This is a genomic window from Nonomuraea jiangxiensis (assembly GCF_900099965.1).
Classification (GTDB): Bacteria; Actinomycetota; Actinomycetes; order Streptosporangiales; family Streptosporangiaceae; genus Nonomuraea; species Nonomuraea jiangxiensis.
In genome coordinates this window covers 354,523-374,023 of record NZ_FNDJ01000009.1, presented here as the reverse complement: position 1 = coordinate 374,023, position 19,501 = coordinate 354,523, and the positions used below count along the sequence as shown (strand labels likewise).

Genomic DNA, 19,501 nt, shown 5'->3' with positions numbered 1-19,501 from the left:
CCTGTCAAAAACTAGGTCTCGCCAGTACCACCTTCATCAGTTCACCCCCGCGCGCAGACCCTCCTGTACGCCGGACCCCCAGGCAGGAGGCGCGACCACTCCTCCCGGGTCAGGGGCCTGGCCGAGGCCGCGCATACCGCTCGGTCGGGATGCGAAGGAATCGAGACCTCCCACAGGCGAACCGTTCCCTCCCGACCGGCGGAGGCGAGCACCGTGCCGTCCGGACTGAACTCAAGGGACAGGACCATCTCGCCATGATCGGTGAAGGGTGTGCCGATCTGCCGGCGTGCCTCGACGTCCCACAGGCGGACCGTCCCGTCGGCGGAACCGGAGGCCAGCAGGGAGCCGTCGGGGCTGAACGCGAGCGAGAGGACCGAGTCGCGGTGACCGGTGAGGGCGCTGCCCTTTTCCCGGCCCGTCCGCACGTCCCACAACCGCACCGCGCCGTAGTCGGCGCCGATGGCCAGGATCTGTCCGTCAGGGCTGAACGTCACCGCGCTGCCGGGGCCGTAGGGAAGAGGGTTACCTACCTGTTTGCGCGCGCGCACGTCCCACAGCCGTACCGTCGCGTCAGAGCCCCCGCCGGCGAGCGTCATGCCGTCAGGGCTGAACGCCAGAGCGGTGACCACGTCGCCGTGGCCGGTCAGCGGAGGGCCGGAGCGCCGCAGGGTTCTGGTGTCCCACAGCAGCACCGCGTGGTCGACCCGTCCGAGCGCGAGCATCGTGCTGTCGGGGCTGAACGCCATTCCGTAGATCTCGCCCGTGTCGAAGCCGTTCTCGCGCAGCGGCCCGACCCGCTCATGCGCCGTCATGTCCCACAACACCGTCGTGCCCCTGGCACTGGCCGCCATCAGCCGGCCGCCGGCGTCGAGGTCCATCACGTCGACCCGGTCGGGCAGGCCGATGATCCGGTGGGAGCTGACCTGCCGGTAGGTCGGCCGGTCCCAGACACGCGCGGTGCGATCGGACCCGCCACTCCTCAGCGTCCGTCCGCCGGGGCCGAACCGGACCGCCAGGACCGGGCCGGTGTGGCCGGTGAACGGGCCGCCGATCTGCCGGTGGGTTCGCACGTCCCACAGCCGCGCGGTGCCGTCGTCGCTTCCGGTGGCCAGCATCCCGCCGTCAGCGATGAAGGTCAGGGCCTGGACGGTGCCCGTGTGGCCGGTGAGCGGGTCGCCGACCTGGCTCTGCGTCCGCACGTCCCACAACCGTGCCGTCCCGTCGTCACCGGAGGTCGCCAGGACCTGCCCGTCGGGACTGAAAGCCAGGGCCACGACCTTCCCGGTGTGGCCGGCCATCGGCTCGCCGATCCGCGTGCGGGTGCGGACGTCCCACAGCCGGGTCTTCTTGTCGGAGTCGGCGGTGGCCAAGGCGTCGCCATCGGGCGAGAAGACGGCGGCCAGGCAACCGTCATCTCCCACTTTCACCCGCTCGCGGGATCTCACCTTCCACACGTAGGCGGAGCCCTCGCCACAGGACGCCAACCGGGTGCCGTCGGGGCTGAACGCCAGGGAAACGGGTGCGTCGTCTCCGCCGCTCAGAGGCGCTCCGATCTGGCGCCCGGTCCTCAGGTCCCACAGTCGGGCGTCGGTGCTGTACCTGATGCCGGTCGCCACGGTGCTGCCGTCGGGGCTGAGCGCGAGATCGCTGACCACGGCGAAGTCGGAGTCGTTCAGGGGTACGAAGAGCGGCTCGCCGATCCGACGGCGGGTGCTCACGTCGTACACGCGAACCGCGCCGTCCCCGCCCCCGGTGACGAGCATGCGACCATCCGGGCTGAACGCCACCGCCTTGACCGACCCCATCTCCTCGTCGATCATTCGCCCGGTGACGGTCAGCGGAGCACCGACCTGGCGGCGCGTGGCCAGGTCCCAGAACCGTACCGTGCCGTCCTCGCCGCCGGTGGCCAGCAGCCTGCCGTCCGGGCTGCCCGCCACCGAGACGACGGCACCGGTGTGGCCGGCGAGCACCGCCCTGGCCGGTGTCGCGAGGACGTCCAGCAGTTGGGCTCGGCTCTCCGGGGACGGGTCGAGCTGCCAGGCCGCGACGGCCACTCCTCCGGAAAGGGCCGGGTCGCTGCGGTGGAGCCTGCTCAGGGCGTGGAACTCGCGTGCGGCGGCCAGGTCGCGTTGACGGTCGGTGTCGCGCTGGCGTTGAGCGGCGAGACCGGCCGCGCCCAGCGCGGCGACCAGGAGGAGCGCGAGGGCGGCGACGATCGTCCTGTTCCGCCGGGCGGCCCTGATCCTGGCACGGCCGCTCATGAGGAGGAAGTGACGCTCGGTGTCGTTCAGCGCGGTGTGGTGCCGGGCCGCGGTCCAGCGGGTGGCGGCGTGGAGCTCTTCGCGGTTGAGCAGCTCGCGCGGCTGGGCCCCGCCCTGCCAGGCGTGGGCGGCGAGCCTGATCGTGTTGAACTCCAGGAGGTCGAGGCCCTCGTCGTGCAGCCAGGCCCGCAGCCTCGGCCACGTCGCCAGGACGGCCGAGTTGATCCGCATCGTGGGCCCGCCGACGACGAGGCCCTCGTCCGACATGTGGCGTAGCAGGTCATCCAGGGCGAGGGCGTCGAGGCCGACCGTGCCGTCGAAGTCCTGGCGGGTGACCGATGCCGTCCCGTAGTCGAGGTCGCCGCCGCCCGCGCGCCCGCTGGGCACCCAGGTGGGGGTCACCATGCGTAACAGGATCGCGGGCAGCGCGTCCTGCTGGCCGGGGCTGAGTGCGTCGTACACGCGGTCCGCGGTCGCGGGCGGGGCCGTCCATCCTCCGGAGTCGGCGTACGGGCCTGCGCCCTGGAGGGTGTTCATGAGCAGCGCGGACGTGGGACGATCGCGCGGCGACTTCGCCAGGGCCGACTCGACCCACGGACGTAGGGAAGCGGGCAAGGCGGACAAGTCAGGGTTGTGAGACCGGAGGGCGTCGATGATCGCGGCGGGCCGGTCACGGTCGAAGACGTGCCGTCCGGTGGCGGCGAAGAGCACCAGGGCTCCCCAGGCGAACACGTCGGCGGCGGGTCCCTGCCGCCCCTGGCCGGGGGTGAGGAGCTCGGGGGCGAGGTAGGCGAGGGTGCCGGGCTGCCCGTGCCCGTCCGTCTGCTGGTGGTCCACCATGCGGGCGAGGCCGAAGTCCACCACCCTGGGGCCGTCCGGGCCGATGATCACGTTCTCCGGTTTGAGGTCACGGTGCACCACTCCGGCGCCGTGGATCGCGGCGAGCGCGGACGCGACGGCGGACGCGACACCTTCCAGGTGGGCGCCGGTGAGCACGCCGTCGCGGGCGACCGCCTCGGCCAGGCTCGGCCCTGCGATCAGCTCGCTGGCGATGTACGCGGGCGATCCCGCCAGATCGAAGGCCAGGACCTTCGCGACCCAGGGGCCACCGATCCTGCTCGCCGCCTCCACCTCGCGTCTTGGCGGCGGTGTCACGCCATCGGCGCGCAGCACCTTCAACGCGACCGGCGTTCCGGAGGCCGGGTACGCCTCGTAGACGACGCCCTGCGCTCCGGCGCCCAACCGCCGCCACAGGTGGTAGGCCCCGATCCGCGAAGGGTCCCGCGCGGTGAGACGTTCCTGGGCCATGCGCGACTCCGTTCAGGACGGTGACCACCACGTTAGCGATTGCCGACAACGCTGTTGTCCGGCTTACCGGAGTGCAACATGATGGGAAGGTGCCCGAGCTGATCTACCTGTCCGCGGCCAAGCTCCGCAATTTCCAGCCGCGGGGTCCGAAACCGTGGTGGAAACGGCTGTGGTCCGCGCGTGGAATCACCATCAAGGCGCCTTTCGTGGAGCTGGCGACCGAGGCCCAGGGCGCGGTGCCGGAGCGGCGCCTTCCCCTGATCGACGAGGTCATCGCCGATCTGACGAGGTCAGGAAGGAAGCCGAGGCCGGTCACCGAGCCCGGCCTCACGGCGGGACAATGGATCGAATTCAGGACCAGGTTCAATGTCGTCGTGCCGCGGGACGAAATCTTCCATTCGGCGGTCTTCTTTCTGCAGACCGCTGACAACGTACCGGACAATGGACCGTCCACCAGACTTCTTCTGCACGGTTCCACGCACAACATGAACACCGGCGTGCCGGACGACGAAAGCGGCCTCCCGCGGCTGGCGTCGAGCGCGAATCTGTTCGAGCGGATCGCCGCGGACGTGGCCGGCGGTGCCCGGGTGCAAACCGTGGCAAAGGATATGAACCAACTTGAGGGCTCGTCGACGGGGGCCGACGGCGTCGCCGGGTTCGGCCTCGCCCACCGGGCGCACGACTGGTTCACGGCCGTGGTCCTGGAGATCGTACGCGGCTTGGAGCGCCAAGTAAGCCCGGCCACGGCGGTGTGGATGAGCGGCTACGCGCGGATTACCGCGGTCTGCGGACACGGACCCGGACAGGCACAGCGCCTGCTACTGGCCAGCCCCCTGTCCGTCGAGTACGTCGAGCCTCTCCCGTACACGCTCTGACCCCCGCCGGCGAGTGCGGCGGTGGGTGATGAACGGCACCGGGGGCGGGAACCTCGGGCGCGGGCGCCACGGTGTCGCCGCCGGGCCGGCGGTCAGCGCTTGACGGCGATACCGCCGAACATCAGGCGCTGCCCCACGGTCAGCTCCTCGGGAACGGCCGTCTCGGGGCGCCACAGCGGCAACGGTACGACGCCCGGCTCGACCAGGTCGCACCCGTGGAAGAAGGCGGTGATCTCGGCGACGGTGCGGAACCGGCCGGTGCCGAGGAGCGCGAGATATTTCTGCTCCGCCTCACGGGATTCGGGGCTGGAGTCGCAGAAGTGGGTGATGAAGAGGTGGCTGCCGGACGGGACCGCGGCCATGTACGCCTCGACGATGCCCTGCGGGTCCTCGTCGTCGTGCAGGTGGTGCAGGATGCCGACCAGCAGCACGCCGACCGGGCGGTCGAGGTCGATGAGCTCCTGCACGGCCTTGTCGGCGAGGATCGCCGCCGGGTCACGCAGGTCGGAGGCGACCACCGCGGTGCGCTCGTTCTCGGCCAGCAGGGCGCGGCCGTGCGCCAGCACCATCGGGTCGTTGTCGACGTAGACCACGCGCGATGCGGGGTCCACCTCCTGCGCGACCTGGTGGGTGTTCTGCACGGTCGGCAACCCCGAGCCGAGGTCGAGGAACTGCGTGACACCCTGATCGACCAGGAACCGGACGCCCCGGCCCAGCATCTGCCGGTTGTAGGCCGCCACGTCGTAGATCTCCGGCACGACCTTGGTGATCTCCGCGACGAAGGCGCGATCGACCTCGAAGTTGTCCTTGCCGTGCAGGACGACGTCGTAGGCCCTGGCGATGCTCGGCCGGGTCGTGTCGATCGCACTCGTCCACTTGTCTGTCTGCTCGGCCACAGGGGTCCTTCCTCGCGGAGTTGATCACCCAAGATCCTAGACGCTCGGCATGGACCGAGGCCGCTTCCTTGAAAATGATCGCCCGGGCGACGAGGTGCCGCTGTCCTGTCAGGGCTTGCGGCCCCATGCCTGCACCAGCAGGCTTTCGCGCACGACGGTGGCGGGGTGGGCGAGATGGTCGCCAAGTTCGCGGGTCAGGGTGGCCAGAGTGTGCGGGTCGAGGCCGCGGCCGTGGAGCCTCTCGCCGAACAGGCCGGCGAAGTGCAACAGCAGCCTCTGGTACGGATTGACGGCGCGCCAGTAGAAGGTGTGTGCCATGGTGTGGACGTACGGGCAGCCCGCGACGTCGCGCAGCAGGCTCGGCAGCCGGGCTCCGATGTGCACGTCCCCGCCGAACACCGAGGCGAGCAGGGTCTTGAGCGTGTCCCAGGCCGGGTGGGGCGGGTCGCACTGCCAGGTGGCCCAGTCATATTCCTGCACGGCGATCCAGCCGCCGGGGCGAGTGGCCGCCGCCATCGAGGCGACGATCGCCTCCGGGTCGGCGCTGTTGATCAGCAGGAGCCGGCAGTGCGTCAGGTCGAAGGCCGGCTCGCTGTCGCCGGAGAGGGTGCCCAGCGTGGTGGAGACGTTGGGCAGGCTCAGGTTCGCGATGGACTCCCGCGCCCAGGTGATCATCTGCTCGTCGTTGTCGAGGCCGACGACGGTGCCACGCGGGCCGACCTTGTCGCTGAGCAGGTCCAGAATGCCCTGGGGGCCGCAGCCCACGTCGATCGCGCGCGCCTGGTCGGGGAGCGGAAGGCGGCTGAGCAGGCTGCGCGCGGCCTCGCGCAGGAGGTCACCCTGGGCCAGCAGCCGCCGGTGTTCCGCGGTCGAGGAGCCGAGCAGGTAGGTGGAGCTGTGTGGCGCTGGAGCAGATCGGGTCACCTGGGTCCCCTCGCTGTGGTCGGGCTGGTCGTCGCGGATGGACAGCCACCTGTCGATTACTTAGAGTATCCATACCATTACTTTGAGCGAGGGGCCGGGTGGCGGAAAGGGTGTGCGGCCCTGACCACCTCCCTGGCCACTCCTTCCTGTCTCAGGAGGAGACACGACATGTCGATGGACGCCACGTCCCGCCTGACCCGCCTTCGGGCCCGCTTCTCGCTGCTGGACGCCAACGGCGACGGCCAGCTGCAGGCGGACGACTTCGACCTGCTAGCCGACCGCGTTCTCAACGCCGTCAAGGCGGACCCGGCCAAGGCCCACGCCCTGAGGGAGGGATGCCGCGCCTACTGGCAGGGCCTGGCCGCGGACACCGACCGTGACGGCGACCGCGTCGTCACCTTCGAGGAATACGCGGCGGCCATCCCCGACGCCGTTCACTTCGACCAGTACGGTTCGCCCTACGCCCACGCGCTGGCCGCCGTGGCCGACCCCGACGACGACGGGGAGGTCGAACGGGCCGACTTCGTCGCCTGCATGACGGCCATCGGCTTCGCGCCACCGCAGGTGGCACAGCTCTTCGCCGAGCTGGCAGGCGACAACGACCGAGTCGCCACCCGAGACTGGGCGGCGGCCATCAGGGACTACTACGTCAGCGCCTCGGCGGACATCCCCGGGCAACTGCTGGCCCCGCGGTCGGCGTGACCCATAGCCGATCAGGGCTGCTTCGCCCCGGCCAAGCTCCCGGCGGTGCGCCCGGTCCGCAGGACGCGCCCGCCGGGCAGCAAACCCGGACGGACCGGCCGCAACCCTCCCTTCCGGCCTACCGGCCCGAGGGTCTGCGGCCGGTGCCGGTCGGCTCCTTCACCAGTGCGCTCACCCGCATGCTGCTGGCCGGCGACGGCTCGACCACGCTGCTGCTCCAGGCGCTGACGGGCGGCCCGATCAGCGTCGGCCCGCAGCACGTGGCCGACCAGCGGGCCGACCGCATGCCCGCCGACGTGCGCGCCCTGCTGCAGCTCGCCGACGGCGCCACCGTAGCCGTCCGCAGTTCGCTGCTGCTCGATCGGCACGGCACGCCGGTCTCCCGCAACAAGGTGATCGTCTCGCTGGGCGTCCCCCTCATGCAGCGCATCGCCGCCGACCCCGCCCGCCCGCTCGGGCTCGCCCTCATCGCCCACGACATCGATCACGAACGCCGCCGGCGCTCCAGCGGCCTGGCCCGATGGAGCACGCGCCAGCGCGATGCCGCGTCCAAGGCCTACCTCATCCGCGCTGCCGCCACACCCCTCATGCTCGTCTGGGAAACCTTCAACCCAGACGTCGTCCCGCCCGGCATCATGACCTGAACCGGCCTCGCGCACGGCCCGCCTTCCCTGAACAAGGTCTTGGGGCCTCGCCACGCCCATCGCACAACTCAGACCCGCTGAGGCCGGTAACGATGCACGGCTGTGTGGTCGTGGTCGCGGTCACCAAGCGGCCACGAGCCGCTGGCCCGCCTTGAGCGGGGGTGTCCTGATCGGGGTCAGCCGTGAGCCGTCCAGCCGGGCGAGCCCCGTACGGGTGGCGCCCAGCAGCGCCTTTCCCTTCGCGTCGTACCCGATGGGGTCGAACCAGCCGCCGACCGTCAGTTCGCGCAGCCGCTTGCCCGTTTTGGCCGAGAACTCCCCAAGGAGGGTACGGCCCTCCGTCCTCGACGTGACCACCACGAAGGCCGCCGCCCCCCGCCTGCCGGCGAGCGAGCCCCCGGACTGTGTGACCACGCGGCTGGATCGCAGGTCGCCGGTGCGCTCCTTGCTGAGGTCGAGCGCCCTGGCCTGCAGGGTCGTCCGTTCATACAGGCTGAGCGCCAGCGTGTGACCGTCGCCCAGCCACGACATGCCCACCACGGGCGGGAACTTGTCGACAGGAGCGGTATAAAGCGCGCTCGCCCGCGACCTGACCACGTCCCAGACCCTGAGCTCCCGCCACGACGCACAGGCGCGGGCGCAATCGACCTGGGTCGACTTCATGCTGAACGCGAACGAACGTCCGTCCGGTGCGGCGGCCATGGACTCGATGGGCTCCCAGGACGGGAGGGCCATGATCTTGTCAGCGGAAGCCTGTCCCCGGTCGTTCAGGGTGATCCGGTAGAACGTCGTCCTCTTGTGCCTGGCATCGGTGTTACGTCCGGCCAGGAAGAACGTGCGACCGTCTCCCACACCCGCGACACGGGCGTGTGACAGCTGGGGCAGGGTCGTGGCCACCCGTGCGCCGGTGGCGGTGGCGTACACCTCCCACGGCCCGTAGGACACGTCCGCGTAGTCCGTGACGACGGAGCCCACGTAGAAGGGCGGAGTGGCCGGGATGGAGGCCGGCTGTGGGTCCGCCATACGCTGCTGGACGACCACGGCGATCCCCGCGATCAGGGCCGCGATCATCGCCGCGACGGCCACCGGCGCCAGCCGGCGCCCGCGCCGGGGTGGTTCGGGCAGGGACAGGTCGGACAGGTCGGGTGGCAGGTGGTCCGGCACGATGGCGGCGCGGGCGGTCAGTGTCTCGCGGAGGCGTTCCTCGATGGTGTTCATGCGTTGCCCTCCAGCTCCTTCTGCAAGCGCGCCAGCGCCCGCGCCACCGTGGATCGCACGGTGCCTTCGCGGATCCGCATGACCTGCGAGATCTCGGCGTCGGAAAGGTCGAGGTAGTAGCGGAGCACCAGGGTCTCGCGCTGCCTGCGGGGCAGTCGGCCCAGTGCCGTGAGCATCTCCCGCCGCTCCTCGCCGAGCAGCGTGGAGACCTCCGCCGACTCGGCCCGCGCGCCGCCGTCCCGTTCCATCGATCTCGACACCATCTTGCGGCGGCGCAGCAGCGAACGGGAGCCGTTGAGCACGCACGTCCTGACGTAGGCGAGGGATATCTCCTCCGGGGCGCGGCCGCCGTACAGGCGGGCGAAGACGTCCTGGACGACGTCCTCGGCGGCCTCCTGGTCGCCGAGCAGCAGCACGGCGAGCCGTACCAGGCTGAGGCGGTGATCTCGATACAGGCGGCCGAGTTCGACCTCGGCGGACGCCTTCCAGGCCGTGGCGGGCGAACCGGAGATCCGCTCCTTCGGCCGAAGCACTTCAGCTTCCATGCCCAATGAACGCGCGCACCCGCCGATCCGCAGCTTCCTGTGGCCGAAAATTTCACGACCGGCCCGCCCTCTGGTTCAGCGGAGCAGGCGGAACGGCTCCCGCTCGGGCGGCCGTCCGCTCGTGGAGGGCCGCCCGTTCAGACTGCTCTCATCGGGAGTACGAGGGCTCCAGCTTGTCGTCGTGGCAGCCGCGCGGCGCGGCCACCGGGTTGCAGCGGACCGGGCCGCCGTCGGGGAGTTCGGCCACGAAGTCGCTGTCGTAGCGGGCGGTCATGCCGACGCTGGGGAAGTCGGTCGTCACCATCTGGGCGCCGCTGGCCAGGGCGGTCTGGACCCGGGCGAAGTCCTTCTCGGTGATCGTCTTGAGCGGCTCGTCCGAGCGGGTGCGGACGATGTAGCCGCGCTTGACCAGGTCCCGGATGGTCGCCTCGTTACCGCCGCGCGGGTCGTTCACCATAGTGATCGCAGCGTCGGCGTCGCCGGGGTTGCCTCGGGTGAAGACCGCGCGGCCCTGGAGGCTGGGGTGTCCGTCGAGGTACATGTCGCGAATCGTGCCGGGGCCGCCGTTGTCGAAGAAGAACATCACCTTGCCGCGCGCCCAGTCGAGGTCCGGCCAGCCGTACTTGAGGATCGACTGCTCCAGCGTCAGACCGGGCCGGCGCAGGTCGTCGGCGGTGATCAGCTGCGACTCGGAGAACACCGAGCGGATCTCCTGGTCGATGCCGTCCAGCAGCGCGCGGTCCCAGGGCGGGCTGACCGCGCCACCCAGCCGCTCCCAGCGGTCGTCGGTCTGCTTGAGCTCCAGCTGCAGGATGACCGGCACGTGCTCGGGGTGAGCCTTCGACCAGGTCTTCACCTGCTGGAGGCAGAGCACCAGAGTACGGCAGGTGGAGTTGTAGTCCTGGTCGGCGACGTGCATGACCTTCATGCCGGGAGCGGCCATGGCCGGGTCCTCGATCGGGCCGAGTCCGGCCTGCTTGCGGGCGAGCGGATGCCGGTAGAGGCCGCCGTCGGGGTCGGGCAGCAGGTCGAATTCGAGGGCGCGAACGTTCTGCCGGCCAAGGAGGGTGTCGATGGAGGCGTGTGAGTAGAACCCCCACGACGGGTAACCGGGGTCGATCTTGAGCGACTCGACCAGCTCGGCGCCCTGCATCTCACGATGGAACGCGTTGTGGGCGCCCATGAACTGGATCTCGTTCATCCGGATCTTGCCGGAGTGCGTGGTGGCACTCGCCGACGTCTCGGCCTGGTTCGACTGCTGAGCCAGGACCGCGGCGGGGACGACGGCGCTGGTGAAGACCGTGGCGAAGGCGGCGGCGAGTAAGATGCCCACGCGGGCGCGAGTGATCATGAATCCTCCGTAGGTGAACAACCCGCCGCAGGTTAGAGAGGCGCTGTGTCCCCCCAGTGCCTTTCACCCTCCGAAAGATCACCGGCAGCATGAACCTTGCCTGAATCAGGCGAAGTCGGCGCTATTCGGGTCCGGCGGTGCTCTGGTCGAACAGGTGAACAGGGTTGCCGTCCGGGTCCAGGAAGGTCGCACCCTTGCCACCCGGCACCTCGATCTCGCCCTGCCAGTCGAGCTCCGGATGCGACTGCCGGAAGGCGTCCACGCTGTCGACGGCGTAGAAACCGCCGAAGCTCGGTCTCTACTTGACCGTCCGCGAGGACATGGAGAAGCGGATCGTCGAGCGGATGGAGGGAGCCGCCGCGGCGGCGGGAAACCGGGGGCGCCCCGCGGTGCGCGCCGCGCTCCTGGCCGTCGCCGCGGGAGCTCCCTCAGCGGCGGTCCGGGCGTCCCTCGTGTACGTCCTCGATCCCGACAGGTAAGCGGCCGCCGACGATCCTGGCCGGTGCGGACGCCCGGGCACCCGACGAGGGTTCACGACATTCGCCGGCGATCACCTGGTGGTCTGGAGCAGGGCGGCCAGGTCGTCGGGCAGCGGCATCGGCTGGGTGAGACCGACGCGGGCGCGGCCGGTGTTGCCCTCGGGGTAGCGGCCGAGCGCGGAGCCGGGCGCGGCCACGATGATGCGGACGACCTGGCCGAACGCCTCGCGCCGGTCACGCTGACGCACGGCCAGGGCGAACATGGCGATGTGGTTGGCGGTGTGCGGCCAGGGCCAGGGCTGGGAGAGAATGTGCGCCCGTTCGAGGTGCCGCCAGCGGGCCACGTTGTCCGTCGCGGTACGGGCGGCGCGCATCTCCGCACGCAAGGCGGTGCGTACCGGGGCGGGCATCGGGCGGCCGATCATCGCGACTCCCCGGCGGCCGGTGCGCGGCAGCTTCCGTCCGCGCAGCCGCAGGTTCCGCCGGTCCGGCCGGTCTCGTTCTGAACGGTGGCGCCGATGGTGACGGGCAGGAGCGTTCTGCCCGCCGGCCGCCGGAGGGCGGCTGCGTCGTGCGCGCGGGTGGTGGCGTGCGGCGCGGCGTGGTGGGGCAGGCGGGTGCGGCGGCCGGCGCGGATGCCGTTGGCGATGACCAGGACCTCGGCCAGTTCGTGCGCCGCCACCACGGCGGCCAGGCCGAGGACCCCGGTGGCGGCCAGCGGGACGAGGGTGATGAGGATGCCGCCGGACAGCAGCAGGTTCTGGGTGAAGATGGCGCGGGCGGCGCGGGTGTGGGCGATGGCGTCGGGCACCCGGCGCAGGTCCTCGCCCATGAGCGCGACGTCGGCGGCCTCGATGGCCACGTCGCTGCCCATGACGCCCATCGCGATGCCGGCCTCGGCGGTGGCCAGGGCGGGGGCGTCGTTGATGCCGTCGCCGACCATGGCCACCGCGCCGCGGGCTTTGAGCTCGGTGACGATGCGGGCCTTGTCGGCGGGCAGCAGTTCGGCGCGCACGTCGGTGATGCCCGCGGCGGTGGCGATCGCGGCGGCGGTACGGGCGTTGTCGCCGGTGAGCATGACCACCTCGACACCCTGCCGCGTGAGCCGGGCCACCGCCTCGGCCGCCGCGGGGCGGATCTCGTCGCGTACGGCGACCGCGCCGAGCAGGGTGCCGTCGTGTTCGACGAGGACCACGGTGGCGCCGGCGTCCTGCAACCTGGTCACCTCGGAGACGAGCGGGCCGGGGTCGACGAAGCCGGGCTTGCCCAGCCGGGCGGGACGACCGCCGATGGTCCCGCGTAACCCGTTGCCGGGCACGGCCTCGACCCCGCCGGCCGCCTCGGGAGCCGGGCAGGCGGCCAGGACGGCCGCGGCGAGGGGGTGCTCGCTGCGTGCCTCCAGGGCGGCGGCCACCGCCAGGACCTGGTCGCGGTCGTTGCCGGGGGCGGGCACGACGTCGATGACGGCGGGTTCGTTGCGGGTCAGGGTGCCCGTCTTGTCCAGCGCGACGATCTTGACCTTGCCCAGCGCCTCGACCGCGGCGCCGCCCTTGATCAGTACGCCGGCCTTGGAGGCGGCGCCGATCGCGGCGACCACGGCGACCGGTACGGACAGGGCGAACGCGCACGGGGCGGCGGCGACCAGGACCACCAGCGCGCGCTCGATCCATACGCCGGGGTCGTCCAGCAGGCTGCCGGCGGCGGCGATCAGCGCGGCGAGCACCAGCACGCCCGGCACCAGCGGGCGGGCGAAGCGCTCGGCCAGGCGCTGGCCGGCGCCCTTGCGTTCCTGGGCCTCGTGCACGATGTGGACCAGCCGGGCCAGCGAGTTGTCGCGTGCGGTGGCGGTGACGGTGATCTCCAGCGCTCCGGCGCCGTTGACCGTGCCGGCGAAGACGTCCGTGCCGGGGCCGGCCTCGACCGGTACCGACTCGCCGGTGACGACCGAGGTGTCGAGCGCGCTGCGGCCGGAGGTGACCACGCCGTCGGTGGCGATCCTCTCCCCGGGCCGTACCGTCAGCACGTCGCCGACGCGCAGGCCGGCGACGGCAACCTCGGACTCGGTGCCGCCGGGGAGCAGCACGCGGGCGGTGGGAGGCACCAGGTCCAGCAGGGCGCGCAGGCCGTGCCGGGTGCGGGCCACGGCGTGGCCTTCGAGCCCTTCCGCGATGGCGAACAGGAACGCCAGCGTGGCGGCCTCGCCGTACTCGCCCAGGGCCACCGCGCCGGCGGCGGCGATCGTCATCAGCAGGCCGACGCCGAGCCTGCCGCGCCGCAGCGCGCGCAGGGTGCCGGGGACGAACGCGGCCGCGCCAGTGAGCAGGGCGGCCAGCTCCAGCCCGGTGCCCCAGAGGCCGGGGGACAGGAGACCCGCGAGCAGGAGCGCTCCCGACAGGGCCGCCAGCCGGAGTTCGGGCACCTGCCAGATCGCGGCCGGCGGGGCCGCCCCGGTCTCCGGTGCGGCGGTGGGCGCGTCAGGGGCGCAGCAGGCGTCAGACATCGCGTTCGGCGTAGTCGCCGGGTGCGCAGTGCTCGCCTTCGGGGGTGTGCTCGCCCTGGTCGACCAGCAGCACCAGGGAGGCCAGCTCGGCCAGGGCGTGTGCGAGCTTGGCGTCGGCCAGCTCGTAGCGCACCCGGCGGCCCACCGCGACGGTGCGCACCAGCCCGCAACCGCGCAGGCAAGCCAGGTGGTTCGACACGTTGCCGCGCGTCATGCCGAGCCGCTCGGCGAGGTCGGCGGGGTAGGCCGGTTCGTTCAGCAGCTCCAGCAGCAGCCGTCGCCGGTTCTCGTCGGCCAGTGCGGTGCCGACCCGGGCCAGCGCCTCGGCGTTCACCGCCACCGCGAGACCGTGGGGGTTGGGCGTCTCCATGCCTCCCGACGGTACAGCCATCGCTGAATCAAGCCAAGGGTTAATTCAGCAGTGGCTTTATCATTCTTGGATTCCGCCCGCGCGGCTCCCGTTCAGAGGGACGAACGCCGTCCCACCCGGGGCCAGAACTTCCGCTGGATCAGGAGCGTCGCGGTGCCCGCGATCACCATGCCGAGGATGTTGACCGCGAGCTGCGAGACCGAGCCGGCGACCTCTGGCCAGTCGGCCAGGGCCAGCGCGACGGCCACGTAACCGGCCGCCGGGACCGTGGTGACCGAGATGAACACACCGACCAGCGCCGACGACTTTCCCGCCGTGACCGACAGCACCCCGGCCGCGCCGGCCAGCAGCGCCACGATGAACGACCAGCGGTCCGGCTTGACGATGAACTGGACCTCCTCGTTCCTGGTGAGGTTGCCGAGGTCGATCCAACCCAGCCAGACGGAGACGAGCGCGCACGCGTACGTGATCGCGATGGCCACCATGAACCCGAGGACCAGCGTCTTGAACGAGCCGGCGATCAGGCGCCACTGGCGGTGCAGTAACCCGAAGCAGATGGCCGCGACGGCGCCGAACTCGGGCCCGAGCACCATGGCGCCGACGATCAGGATGGGGGAGTTCTGCAGGATGCCGATGCCCGCGATCTGGGTGGCGATGGCGAGGAAGGCCAGGAACGCCCACGTCATGCGGGAGTCGGCCTGCACCTTCTGGGAGAGCTCTTCCCAGACCACCGCGTCATCGGGCTCGCCCGGCGCCTCCTCCACCGCGTCGTCCGCCGCCTTCGACAGCGCCAGATCGACCTGCTCGACGGCGATGGACCCTTCGTCCTTCAGCCACCTGAGCCTGCTCAGCACCTCGTTGGCCGACTCCCTGGCCGCATCGCACAGGAGCACGTCGCCCTTCGGCTCGCGGGCCGCACCGGGCAGCACCACGATGTTGGTGATCCCGGGGCACTCCTCCAACACCGTCGTCACCTCGTCGGTGCGCGCGGCCGGACTGATCAGTCGCAGATGTAGCACGCGGCCATTGTCGTCCATCGGACGTTGACGTGGTTGTGACGCCGGTACGCGAACCGCCTGCTGGGCTTCAGCGGCACCGGTCAGGGACGCAGGACCAGGCGGATCGGATCGCCGTCTTTGCGGGCCAGCCGGTCGAGGGCGGCCGGCGCCTCCGCGAGCGGCAGCACGTCGCTGATCGAGGCGGCCAGGTCGAGCCGCCCGCGCACGACGAGCTTGACGAGCTGCTGCAGGTGCTCGGGATGCGAGCCGTAGCTGCCACGCACGGACTGCCCGAAGTACGCCAGCGCTAGGTCGTTCGGCACGGCCAGCGGCTCGTTGGCCAGCCCGACCACGACCAGCCGCCCGCCCCTGCCGAGCAGCGACATGGCCTGCTCGCGCACCGAGCCGACGCCCGCGAAGTCGAAGGAGGCGTCCACCCCGAGACCTCCCGTCAGTCCCCTGACGGTGTCGCGCAGCCCGGGGTCGGCCGGGTCGAGCGCGGCGTCGGCGCCGAGCCCGAGCGCCCGCTTCCTGGCCGCGGGGAGAGGGTCGATCGCAATCACCGGGGCCGCGCCGACGAGGCGCAGAAGCTGCACCGCGTGCGCGCCCAGCCCGCCGACGCCCCAGACCGCCGCCGCATCGCCCGGCCGCGTGGCCGCCGTGGCGGTAATGGCCGCCCAGGGCGTGGAGACGGCGTCGGGAATGATGCAGGCCTGCTCGAACGGCAGGCTGTCGGGGATCGGCACCATCGAGTGGGGCGTGGCCAGCGTCAACTGGGCGTAGCCGCCGTCGTAGTCGACGCCGCGGGTGTGGACGGTGCCGAACCGGTCGGCCTCGCCGGCCTGCAACAGGACCCGGTCCCCCACCGCCCAGTCGGTCACACCCGCGCCGAGGGCGTCCACGACACCGGCCACCTCGTGACCGAGTGTCACCACGTCACCCTTCAGCAGGAGTGGCGTGAGGGTGCCATCGGCGAGGTGCACGTCGGACAGGCAGACGCCGGCCGCGCGCACCTCGACACGAACCTCTCCCGGGCCGGGCTCCGGTAACGGCACCTTCTCCACGCGCACCTCGCGGGAGGGTATGTGGAGCCGGGCCGCGAGCATCTCCGCCATGGTCACCTACCTTCGATCCGTACCTGTTCGACCAACAGTAAGCCCCGTCGAGGCGGTGCTGCCGGTTCGGCCGATCGGTGAAGGTGTCATGAACCCATGGGGTGAGCTGTCAGGGCTTCTTGCCCATCACCTGGCGGATGACGTCACGAACCCGGTCCATCATCGCGACCGGCGTGCCCACCAGGACGTTCTTCGCGGCCGACTCCGTGCCCGGGTGCGGATGCGTAGGAGCCATGGCCTCGGCGGCCTTGACGCCGACGGCCATGGCCCGGCGTTCCGCATCGCTGGTGTGAGCGCGCAGTTGAGGGAACTCGTACCGCTCCTCGCTGCGGGCGTGGGCCTCCACCGCGGTACGCAGAACGGCGAGTTTGTCGAAGAAGTCGGCCGCGTCCGGGCCCGCCGCGTCCATCTCCGACAGCAGCTGTTTGGCCTGGTTCTCCTCCGCCAGCCGGTCTTCGATGATGGCGTCCCCGCCGTCGATCTTCCGGCGGGCGAAGGGGTGGACGATCTCCTCCTCGGCGGTCTCGTGCACCGCCAGCAGCCGTACCAGCCGGGTGAACGCCTCCCCGCACCGGTCGGCCGGCGCCTGCTCGACCTCGTCGAACAGGTTACGGATCATCCCGTGCTGGGCTATCAGCAGGTCGATGACGTCCGTCTCTTCCATCGTCTCCGGCCTCGTGCCCTTGTCAGCCATGGCGAGTCCTCCTTCTCGTAACGGCCCGCCGCTACCCGGCGGAAGAGGGGGCACGCCAGGAAGGCCGAAGGCTGCCCTGCTCCTTACCGAATGCTGGGAATCGAGTGGGGGCCCGCAGAGGCCGGCCCGGGAAGCCTCAAAAAGGACAACGTGTACGAGATCAGCGCGAAGGAGCGCAGGCATATGACCTTCAACCCACTCCAGGAGCGGGGCATCCCGCTGGACAGGCAACTGCGCAACTGGCGCGAGCTGAACGTCACGCCCATCGATCCCGATCACGCGGACCCGTACACCAGGTGCCGGATCATCACCATGAACGGCATCGAGACCGAGGCGATCTTCTTCAGCCACCACCTCGCCCGCCACTGCCCCGACATGGAGCTGAAGCAGCAGCTCGCCCGGGTGCGCTACATCGAGGCCCAGCAGCAGAAAGCGGTCAACTGGCTGCTGCCTGGCGTGGCCTCGGTCCTGGAGACCACCCTCGCCTACGAACAGGTCGCGGTCGACCTGACCGCGTGGGTGGCGCGCATGGAGCCGGACCCCTACCTGCAGCAGGCCTACCAGTTCGGCGTGCTGGAGGACTTCGACCACCTCTACCGCTACGCCAACCTGTACGAGATGATCGAGCGCCGCAAGGCCGAGAAGGTCGTCGACCAGCTCACCGAGGTCATGCCGGGACGCCCGACCTACCTGCACCACCGCAACCCCATCGACAACGTACGCGAGCCCTACGACAGGAGCTCCGCCGCGCCGATCTCCAAGCTGCACGCCCTGACCATCATGGCGGCCGAGCAGCAGACCATGAACTTCTACATGAACGTCGGCCCCACCTACATGGAGCCGATCGCCCGCCAGCTCTACCAGGAGATCGGCATGGTCGAGGAGGAGCACGTCACCCACTACGAGTCCCTCGTCGATCCGGGCGAGAGCTGGTGGGAGATGCTGCTCAACCACGAGTACAACGAGTGCTACCTGTACCACTCGTTCATGGAGACCGAGTCCGACCCCAAGGTGAAGAGCATCTGGGAGCTGCACCTCAACATGGAGCTGGAGCACCTGCGGCTGGCCGCCGAGCTGTTCAAGCGGCACGACGGCCGCGAGCCCGAGCAGGTGTGCGCCCCCGAACTGCCCGTCCCGGTCACCTTCGAGCCGAACAAGGGCTACCTGCGCGAGCTGATCGCCACCCAGATCGACTACACCACCCTGGGCACCGGCTACGTTCAGGAGGCCCACGAACGCTTCGAGAAGATGCAAGAGGCGGTCATGGGCGGCGAGAAGGCCCCGTCCGAACGGGTCATCGACGACAACCGCGCCAAGTCCGGACGCGAATACCGGCTGCAGACCGACGGCGAGCACCCGATCCACAGCCTGGCCTACAACCGCTGACTCCCCACCGAGGCATTCCATGGAAGGTGGCCGGGCAGGTGACAGGGCCCGGCCACCGGCCCCTGGCCTTCGCCGGAAACGCTACGACGCGGGGGTGTCGCGGCTGCTTCGACGTCCCGAGGTGAGCCGATTCATCGTGTACGCCAGCGCGGCGCCGTACACCACGTGACCCACCGCCAGCACCGATTGACGGCCGGGCCGGTCGCGAGAGATCGGCGGGAGAATGCCCAGACGCGGCACCCAACCGGCGTAGCTGCCGATCCAGATGGCCAGACCGTAGGCCGCGCCGAGCGGGACGGGAGCATGCCGGCCGCCGGTCATGAGACCGAACAGGCCGCCGGACACGGAGCCGAAGCCGACATGGGCGGCGGCTCCCAGGACTCCTTCTCCCGGTTTGGGGCGGTGTTTGCGACCGGGTAAGGCGGCGCGGGTGATGCGCTTCGGCGGCTGGTCGGCCATCAGCCCGGCCCTCTGTCCCGCGACCATCGCCAAGCTCATCGCGGCGGTGGCCACGGCTCCGCTGACCGCGCCCTGAACGAGGTTGCGAATCATGGCGATCCGGCTGCCCCCGGCATCCTCGCCCGAAACGAAGGCCCCCTCGACGCAGGCGGCTCGCCTCATCACCTGGGTATCAGTGACGGTCCGGTCGTGGGCGCAGCAGTCGCCGCACGACGCCGACCAGCAGGACGAGACGGACCGCTGCTTCGAGCAGGCGGTGGATGCCCGCCTGGTCCTCCGGAGCATCGAGCGTCCGGACCGGCACGCCGGGATAGGCGGCGGTCGCGCTGCGGCGGCGCGCTCGTGGTCCTGGGCGCCGGCCACGAGCAGCAGGCCGGTGAAGGAGAGCCCCCACACGCCGACGGCCACCCGTGCCGGCGCTTAGCGCGGCCGGTCGAGCAGGTGGTGGGCCGCGCGGTCGCCGGTGATCAGCCGGTCCAGCCACGGCCAGGCGTAGAGCACCAGGAACGTCAGGCCGGGCAGGACGACACCCGGCTCGCCCTCCTCGCGCTGGCCGCCGTCGCGGCGGGCGTCCTCGCCGGGACCCTGGGATACCGGGCGAGCTCGCCGGAGCCCACAGCCGGCGACCACCTCGCGCGGGGCCGCGCGCGCCGGGGGACGCGGACCTGCTCCTCGTGCTGGGGCACCCGCCGAGTACGCCCTCGACCGAGGCCAGGCGACACTGCGGCGCCTTCTCGACGTCGCCCCGGCCGAGCACGCGGCGCGGGTCCAGGTGA

The 19,501-nt window shown here is 71.1% G+C and carries 21 protein-coding genes; 6 read left to right on the top strand and 15 right to left on the bottom strand.

What is annotated here, in order from left to right; all coding sequences use genetic code 11:
• Positions 1-41 precede the first annotated feature (41 nt).
• Positions 42-3,569 carry a WD40 repeat domain-containing serine/threonine protein kinase gene (locus BLS95_RS21775; RefSeq protein ID WP_090934017.1) on the bottom strand — a complete coding sequence of 1,176 codons (3,528 nt, stop codon included), beginning with the start codon at positions 3,567-3,569 and terminating at the stop codon, positions 42-44.
• Positions 3,570-3,658: 89 nt separating this feature from the next.
• Here BLS95_RS21775 and BLS95_RS21770 point away from each other — a divergent pair, with 89 nt between their 5' ends.
• Entirely contained in the window at positions 3,659-4,444 is a 786-nt protein-coding gene (locus BLS95_RS21770; RefSeq protein WP_090934016.1) for an SAVMC3_10250 family protein, read from the top strand.
• Positions 4,445-4,536: 92 nt separating this feature from the next.
• Here the strand turns inward: BLS95_RS21770 and BLS95_RS21765 are convergent, their stop codons facing one another.
• Together BLS95_RS21765 and BLS95_RS21760 are read right to left on the bottom strand one after the other, a co-directional pair.
• Complete coding sequence (locus tag BLS95_RS21765; protein WP_090934015.1) at positions 4,537-5,340, bottom strand: SAM-dependent methyltransferase; 804 nt, start codon at positions 5,338-5,340, stop codon at positions 4,537-4,539.
• A gap of 108 nt (positions 5,341-5,448) precedes the next feature.
• A complete protein-coding gene (locus tag BLS95_RS21760) occupies positions 5,449-6,264 on the bottom strand; it encodes a methyltransferase domain-containing protein (protein ID WP_176993311.1) in 816 nt (271 codons plus the stop codon).
• A gap of 168 nt (positions 6,265-6,432) precedes the next feature.
• Here BLS95_RS21760 and BLS95_RS21755 point away from each other — a divergent pair, with 168 nt between their 5' ends.
• A complete protein-coding gene (locus tag BLS95_RS21755; RefSeq protein WP_090934012.1) occupies positions 6,433-6,966 on the top strand; it encodes an EF-hand domain-containing protein in 534 nt (177 codons plus the stop codon).
• 143 nt (positions 6,967-7,109) lie between these two features.
• On the top strand, positions 7,110-7,610 hold the full coding sequence (locus tag BLS95_RS21750) for a chorismate--pyruvate lyase family protein (RefSeq protein ID WP_090934011.1): 501 nt from the start codon (positions 7,110-7,112) through the stop codon (positions 7,608-7,610).
• A gap of 120 nt (positions 7,611-7,730) precedes the next feature.
• Here BLS95_RS21750 and BLS95_RS21745 read toward each other — a convergent pair whose 3' ends face one another.
• The 4 genes from BLS95_RS21745 to BLS95_RS55795 form a co-directional block, all read right to left on the bottom strand.
• Entirely contained in the window at positions 7,731-8,828 is a 1,098-nt protein-coding gene (locus tag BLS95_RS21745; RefSeq protein ID WP_090934009.1) for a hypothetical protein, read from the bottom strand.
• Positions 8,825-9,361 carry an RNA polymerase sigma factor gene (locus BLS95_RS21740; RefSeq protein WP_245765196.1) on the bottom strand — a complete coding sequence of 179 codons (537 nt, stop codon included), beginning with the start codon at positions 9,359-9,361 and terminating at the stop codon, positions 8,825-8,827. The genes BLS95_RS21745 and BLS95_RS21740 overlap by 4 nt, the downstream gene beginning before the upstream one ends.
• A gap of 160 nt (positions 9,362-9,521) precedes the next feature.
• Positions 9,522-10,724: a phosphatidylinositol-specific phospholipase C1-like protein gene (locus BLS95_RS21735; protein ID WP_090934106.1), complete on the bottom strand. Its 1,203-nt coding sequence runs from the start codon at positions 10,722-10,724 to the stop codon at positions 9,522-9,524.
• Between the two features lie 121 nt (positions 10,725-10,845).
• Complete coding sequence (locus tag BLS95_RS55795; RefSeq protein WP_176993310.1) at positions 10,846-10,986, bottom strand: hypothetical protein; 141 nt, start codon at positions 10,984-10,986, stop codon at positions 10,846-10,848.
• A gap of 40 nt (positions 10,987-11,026) precedes the next feature.
• Between BLS95_RS55795 and BLS95_RS55790 the strand changes: the two genes are divergently transcribed.
• Complete coding sequence (locus BLS95_RS55790) at positions 11,027-11,203, top strand: hypothetical protein (RefSeq protein WP_176993309.1); 177 nt, start codon at positions 11,027-11,029, stop codon at positions 11,201-11,203.
• Positions 11,204-11,274: 71 nt separating this feature from the next.
• Here BLS95_RS55790 and BLS95_RS21725 read toward each other — a convergent pair whose 3' ends face one another.
• The 6 genes from BLS95_RS21725 to BLS95_RS21700 form a co-directional block, all read right to left on the bottom strand.
• A complete protein-coding gene (locus BLS95_RS21725) occupies positions 11,275-11,628 on the bottom strand; it encodes a DUF3703 domain-containing protein (protein WP_090934006.1) in 354 nt (117 codons plus the stop codon).
• Positions 11,625-13,703, bottom strand: a complete 2,079-nt coding sequence (locus BLS95_RS21720) for a heavy metal translocating P-type ATPase (RefSeq protein ID WP_143043821.1) — start codon at positions 13,701-13,703, stop codon at positions 11,625-11,627. Before BLS95_RS21720 ends, BLS95_RS21725 begins: the two co-directional genes overlap by 4 nt.
• A complete protein-coding gene (locus tag BLS95_RS21715; RefSeq protein WP_090934004.1) occupies positions 13,696-14,073 on the bottom strand; it encodes an ArsR/SmtB family transcription factor in 378 nt (125 codons plus the stop codon). Before BLS95_RS21715 ends, BLS95_RS21720 begins: the two co-directional genes overlap by 8 nt.
• Before the next feature lie 92 nt (positions 14,074-14,165).
• A complete protein-coding gene (locus BLS95_RS21710) occupies positions 14,166-15,092 on the bottom strand; it encodes a DUF389 domain-containing protein (protein ID WP_090934104.1) in 927 nt (308 codons plus the stop codon).
• An 80-nt stretch (positions 15,093-15,172) separates the two neighbouring features.
• Positions 15,173-16,186, bottom strand: coding sequence for a zinc-binding dehydrogenase (locus BLS95_RS21705; protein ID WP_090934102.1), 1,014 nt, complete (start codon positions 16,184-16,186; stop codon positions 15,173-15,175).
• Positions 16,187-16,295: 109 nt separating this feature from the next.
• Complete coding sequence (locus BLS95_RS21700; RefSeq protein WP_245765195.1) at positions 16,296-16,880, bottom strand: hemerythrin domain-containing protein; 585 nt, start codon at positions 16,878-16,880, stop codon at positions 16,296-16,298.
• A 183-nt stretch (positions 16,881-17,063) separates the two neighbouring features.
• Here BLS95_RS21700 and BLS95_RS21695 point away from each other — a divergent pair, with 183 nt between their 5' ends.
• Positions 17,064-18,266, top strand: a complete 1,203-nt coding sequence (locus BLS95_RS21695; protein ID WP_090934099.1) for a hypothetical protein — start codon at positions 17,064-17,066, stop codon at positions 18,264-18,266.
• 81 nt (positions 18,267-18,347) lie between these two features.
• On the opposite strand, the gene BLS95_RS21690 is transcribed toward BLS95_RS21695, so the two are convergent.
• Positions 18,348-18,818, bottom strand: a complete 471-nt coding sequence (locus tag BLS95_RS21690; RefSeq protein ID WP_090934002.1) for a DUF6789 family protein — start codon at positions 18,816-18,818, stop codon at positions 18,348-18,350.
• On the opposite strand from BLS95_RS21690, the gene BLS95_RS21685 reads away from it, so the two are divergent.
• Positions 18,817-19,149, top strand: coding sequence for a hypothetical protein (locus BLS95_RS21685; protein ID WP_090934000.1), 333 nt, complete (start codon positions 18,817-18,819; stop codon positions 19,147-19,149). The two genes, BLS95_RS21690 and BLS95_RS21685, sit on opposite strands and share 2 nt — an antisense overlap.
• On the opposite strand, the gene BLS95_RS21680 is transcribed toward BLS95_RS21685, so the two are convergent.
• On the bottom strand, positions 19,146-19,355 hold the full coding sequence (locus tag BLS95_RS21680) for a hypothetical protein (protein WP_090933998.1): 210 nt from the start codon (positions 19,353-19,355) through the stop codon (positions 19,146-19,148). The two genes, BLS95_RS21685 and BLS95_RS21680, sit on opposite strands and share 4 nt — an antisense overlap.
• Positions 19,356-19,501: the final 146 nt, after the last annotated feature.

Excerpts from the sequence above, each read along its gene's own strand:
- BLS95_RS21745 (WP_090934009.1), bottom strand. The coding sequence starts at position 8,828 with ATGAACACCATCGAGGAACGCCTCCGCGAGACACTGACCGCCCGCGCC.
- BLS95_RS21775 (WP_090934017.1), bottom strand. The coding sequence starts at position 3,569 with ATGGCCCAGGAACGTCTCACCGCGCGGGACCCTTCGCGGATCGGGGCC.
- BLS95_RS21700 (WP_245765195.1), bottom strand. The coding sequence starts at position 16,880 with ATGGCTGACAAGGGCACGAGGCCGGAGACGATGGAAGAGACGGACGTC.
- BLS95_RS21695 (WP_090934099.1), top strand. The coding sequence starts at position 17,064 with ATGACCTTCAACCCACTCCAGGAGCGGGGCATCCCGCTGGACAGGCAA.
- BLS95_RS21685 (WP_090934000.1), top strand. The coding sequence starts at position 18,817 with ATGGCGATCCGGCTGCCCCCGGCATCCTCGCCCGAAACGAAGGCCCCC.
- BLS95_RS21715 (WP_090934004.1), bottom strand. The coding sequence starts at position 14,073 with ATGGAGACGCCCAACCCCCACGGTCTCGCGGTGGCGGTGAACGCCGAG.
- BLS95_RS21735 (WP_090934106.1), bottom strand. The coding sequence starts at position 10,724 with ATGATCACTCGCGCCCGCGTGGGCATCTTACTCGCCGCCGCCTTCGCC.
- BLS95_RS21690 (WP_090934002.1), bottom strand. The coding sequence starts at position 18,818 with ATGATTCGCAACCTCGTTCAGGGCGCGGTCAGCGGAGCCGTGGCCACC.
- BLS95_RS21705 (WP_090934102.1), bottom strand. The coding sequence starts at position 16,186 with ATGGCGGAGATGCTCGCGGCCCGGCTCCACATACCCTCCCGCGAGGTG.
- BLS95_RS21725 (WP_090934006.1), bottom strand. The coding sequence starts at position 11,628 with ATGATCGGCCGCCCGATGCCCGCCCCGGTACGCACCGCCTTGCGTGCG.
- BLS95_RS21755 (WP_090934012.1), top strand. The coding sequence starts at position 6,433 with ATGTCGATGGACGCCACGTCCCGCCTGACCCGCCTTCGGGCCCGCTTC.
- BLS95_RS21720 (WP_143043821.1), bottom strand. The coding sequence starts at position 13,703 with ATGTCTGACGCCTGCTGCGCCCCTGACGCGCCCACCGCCGCACCGGAG.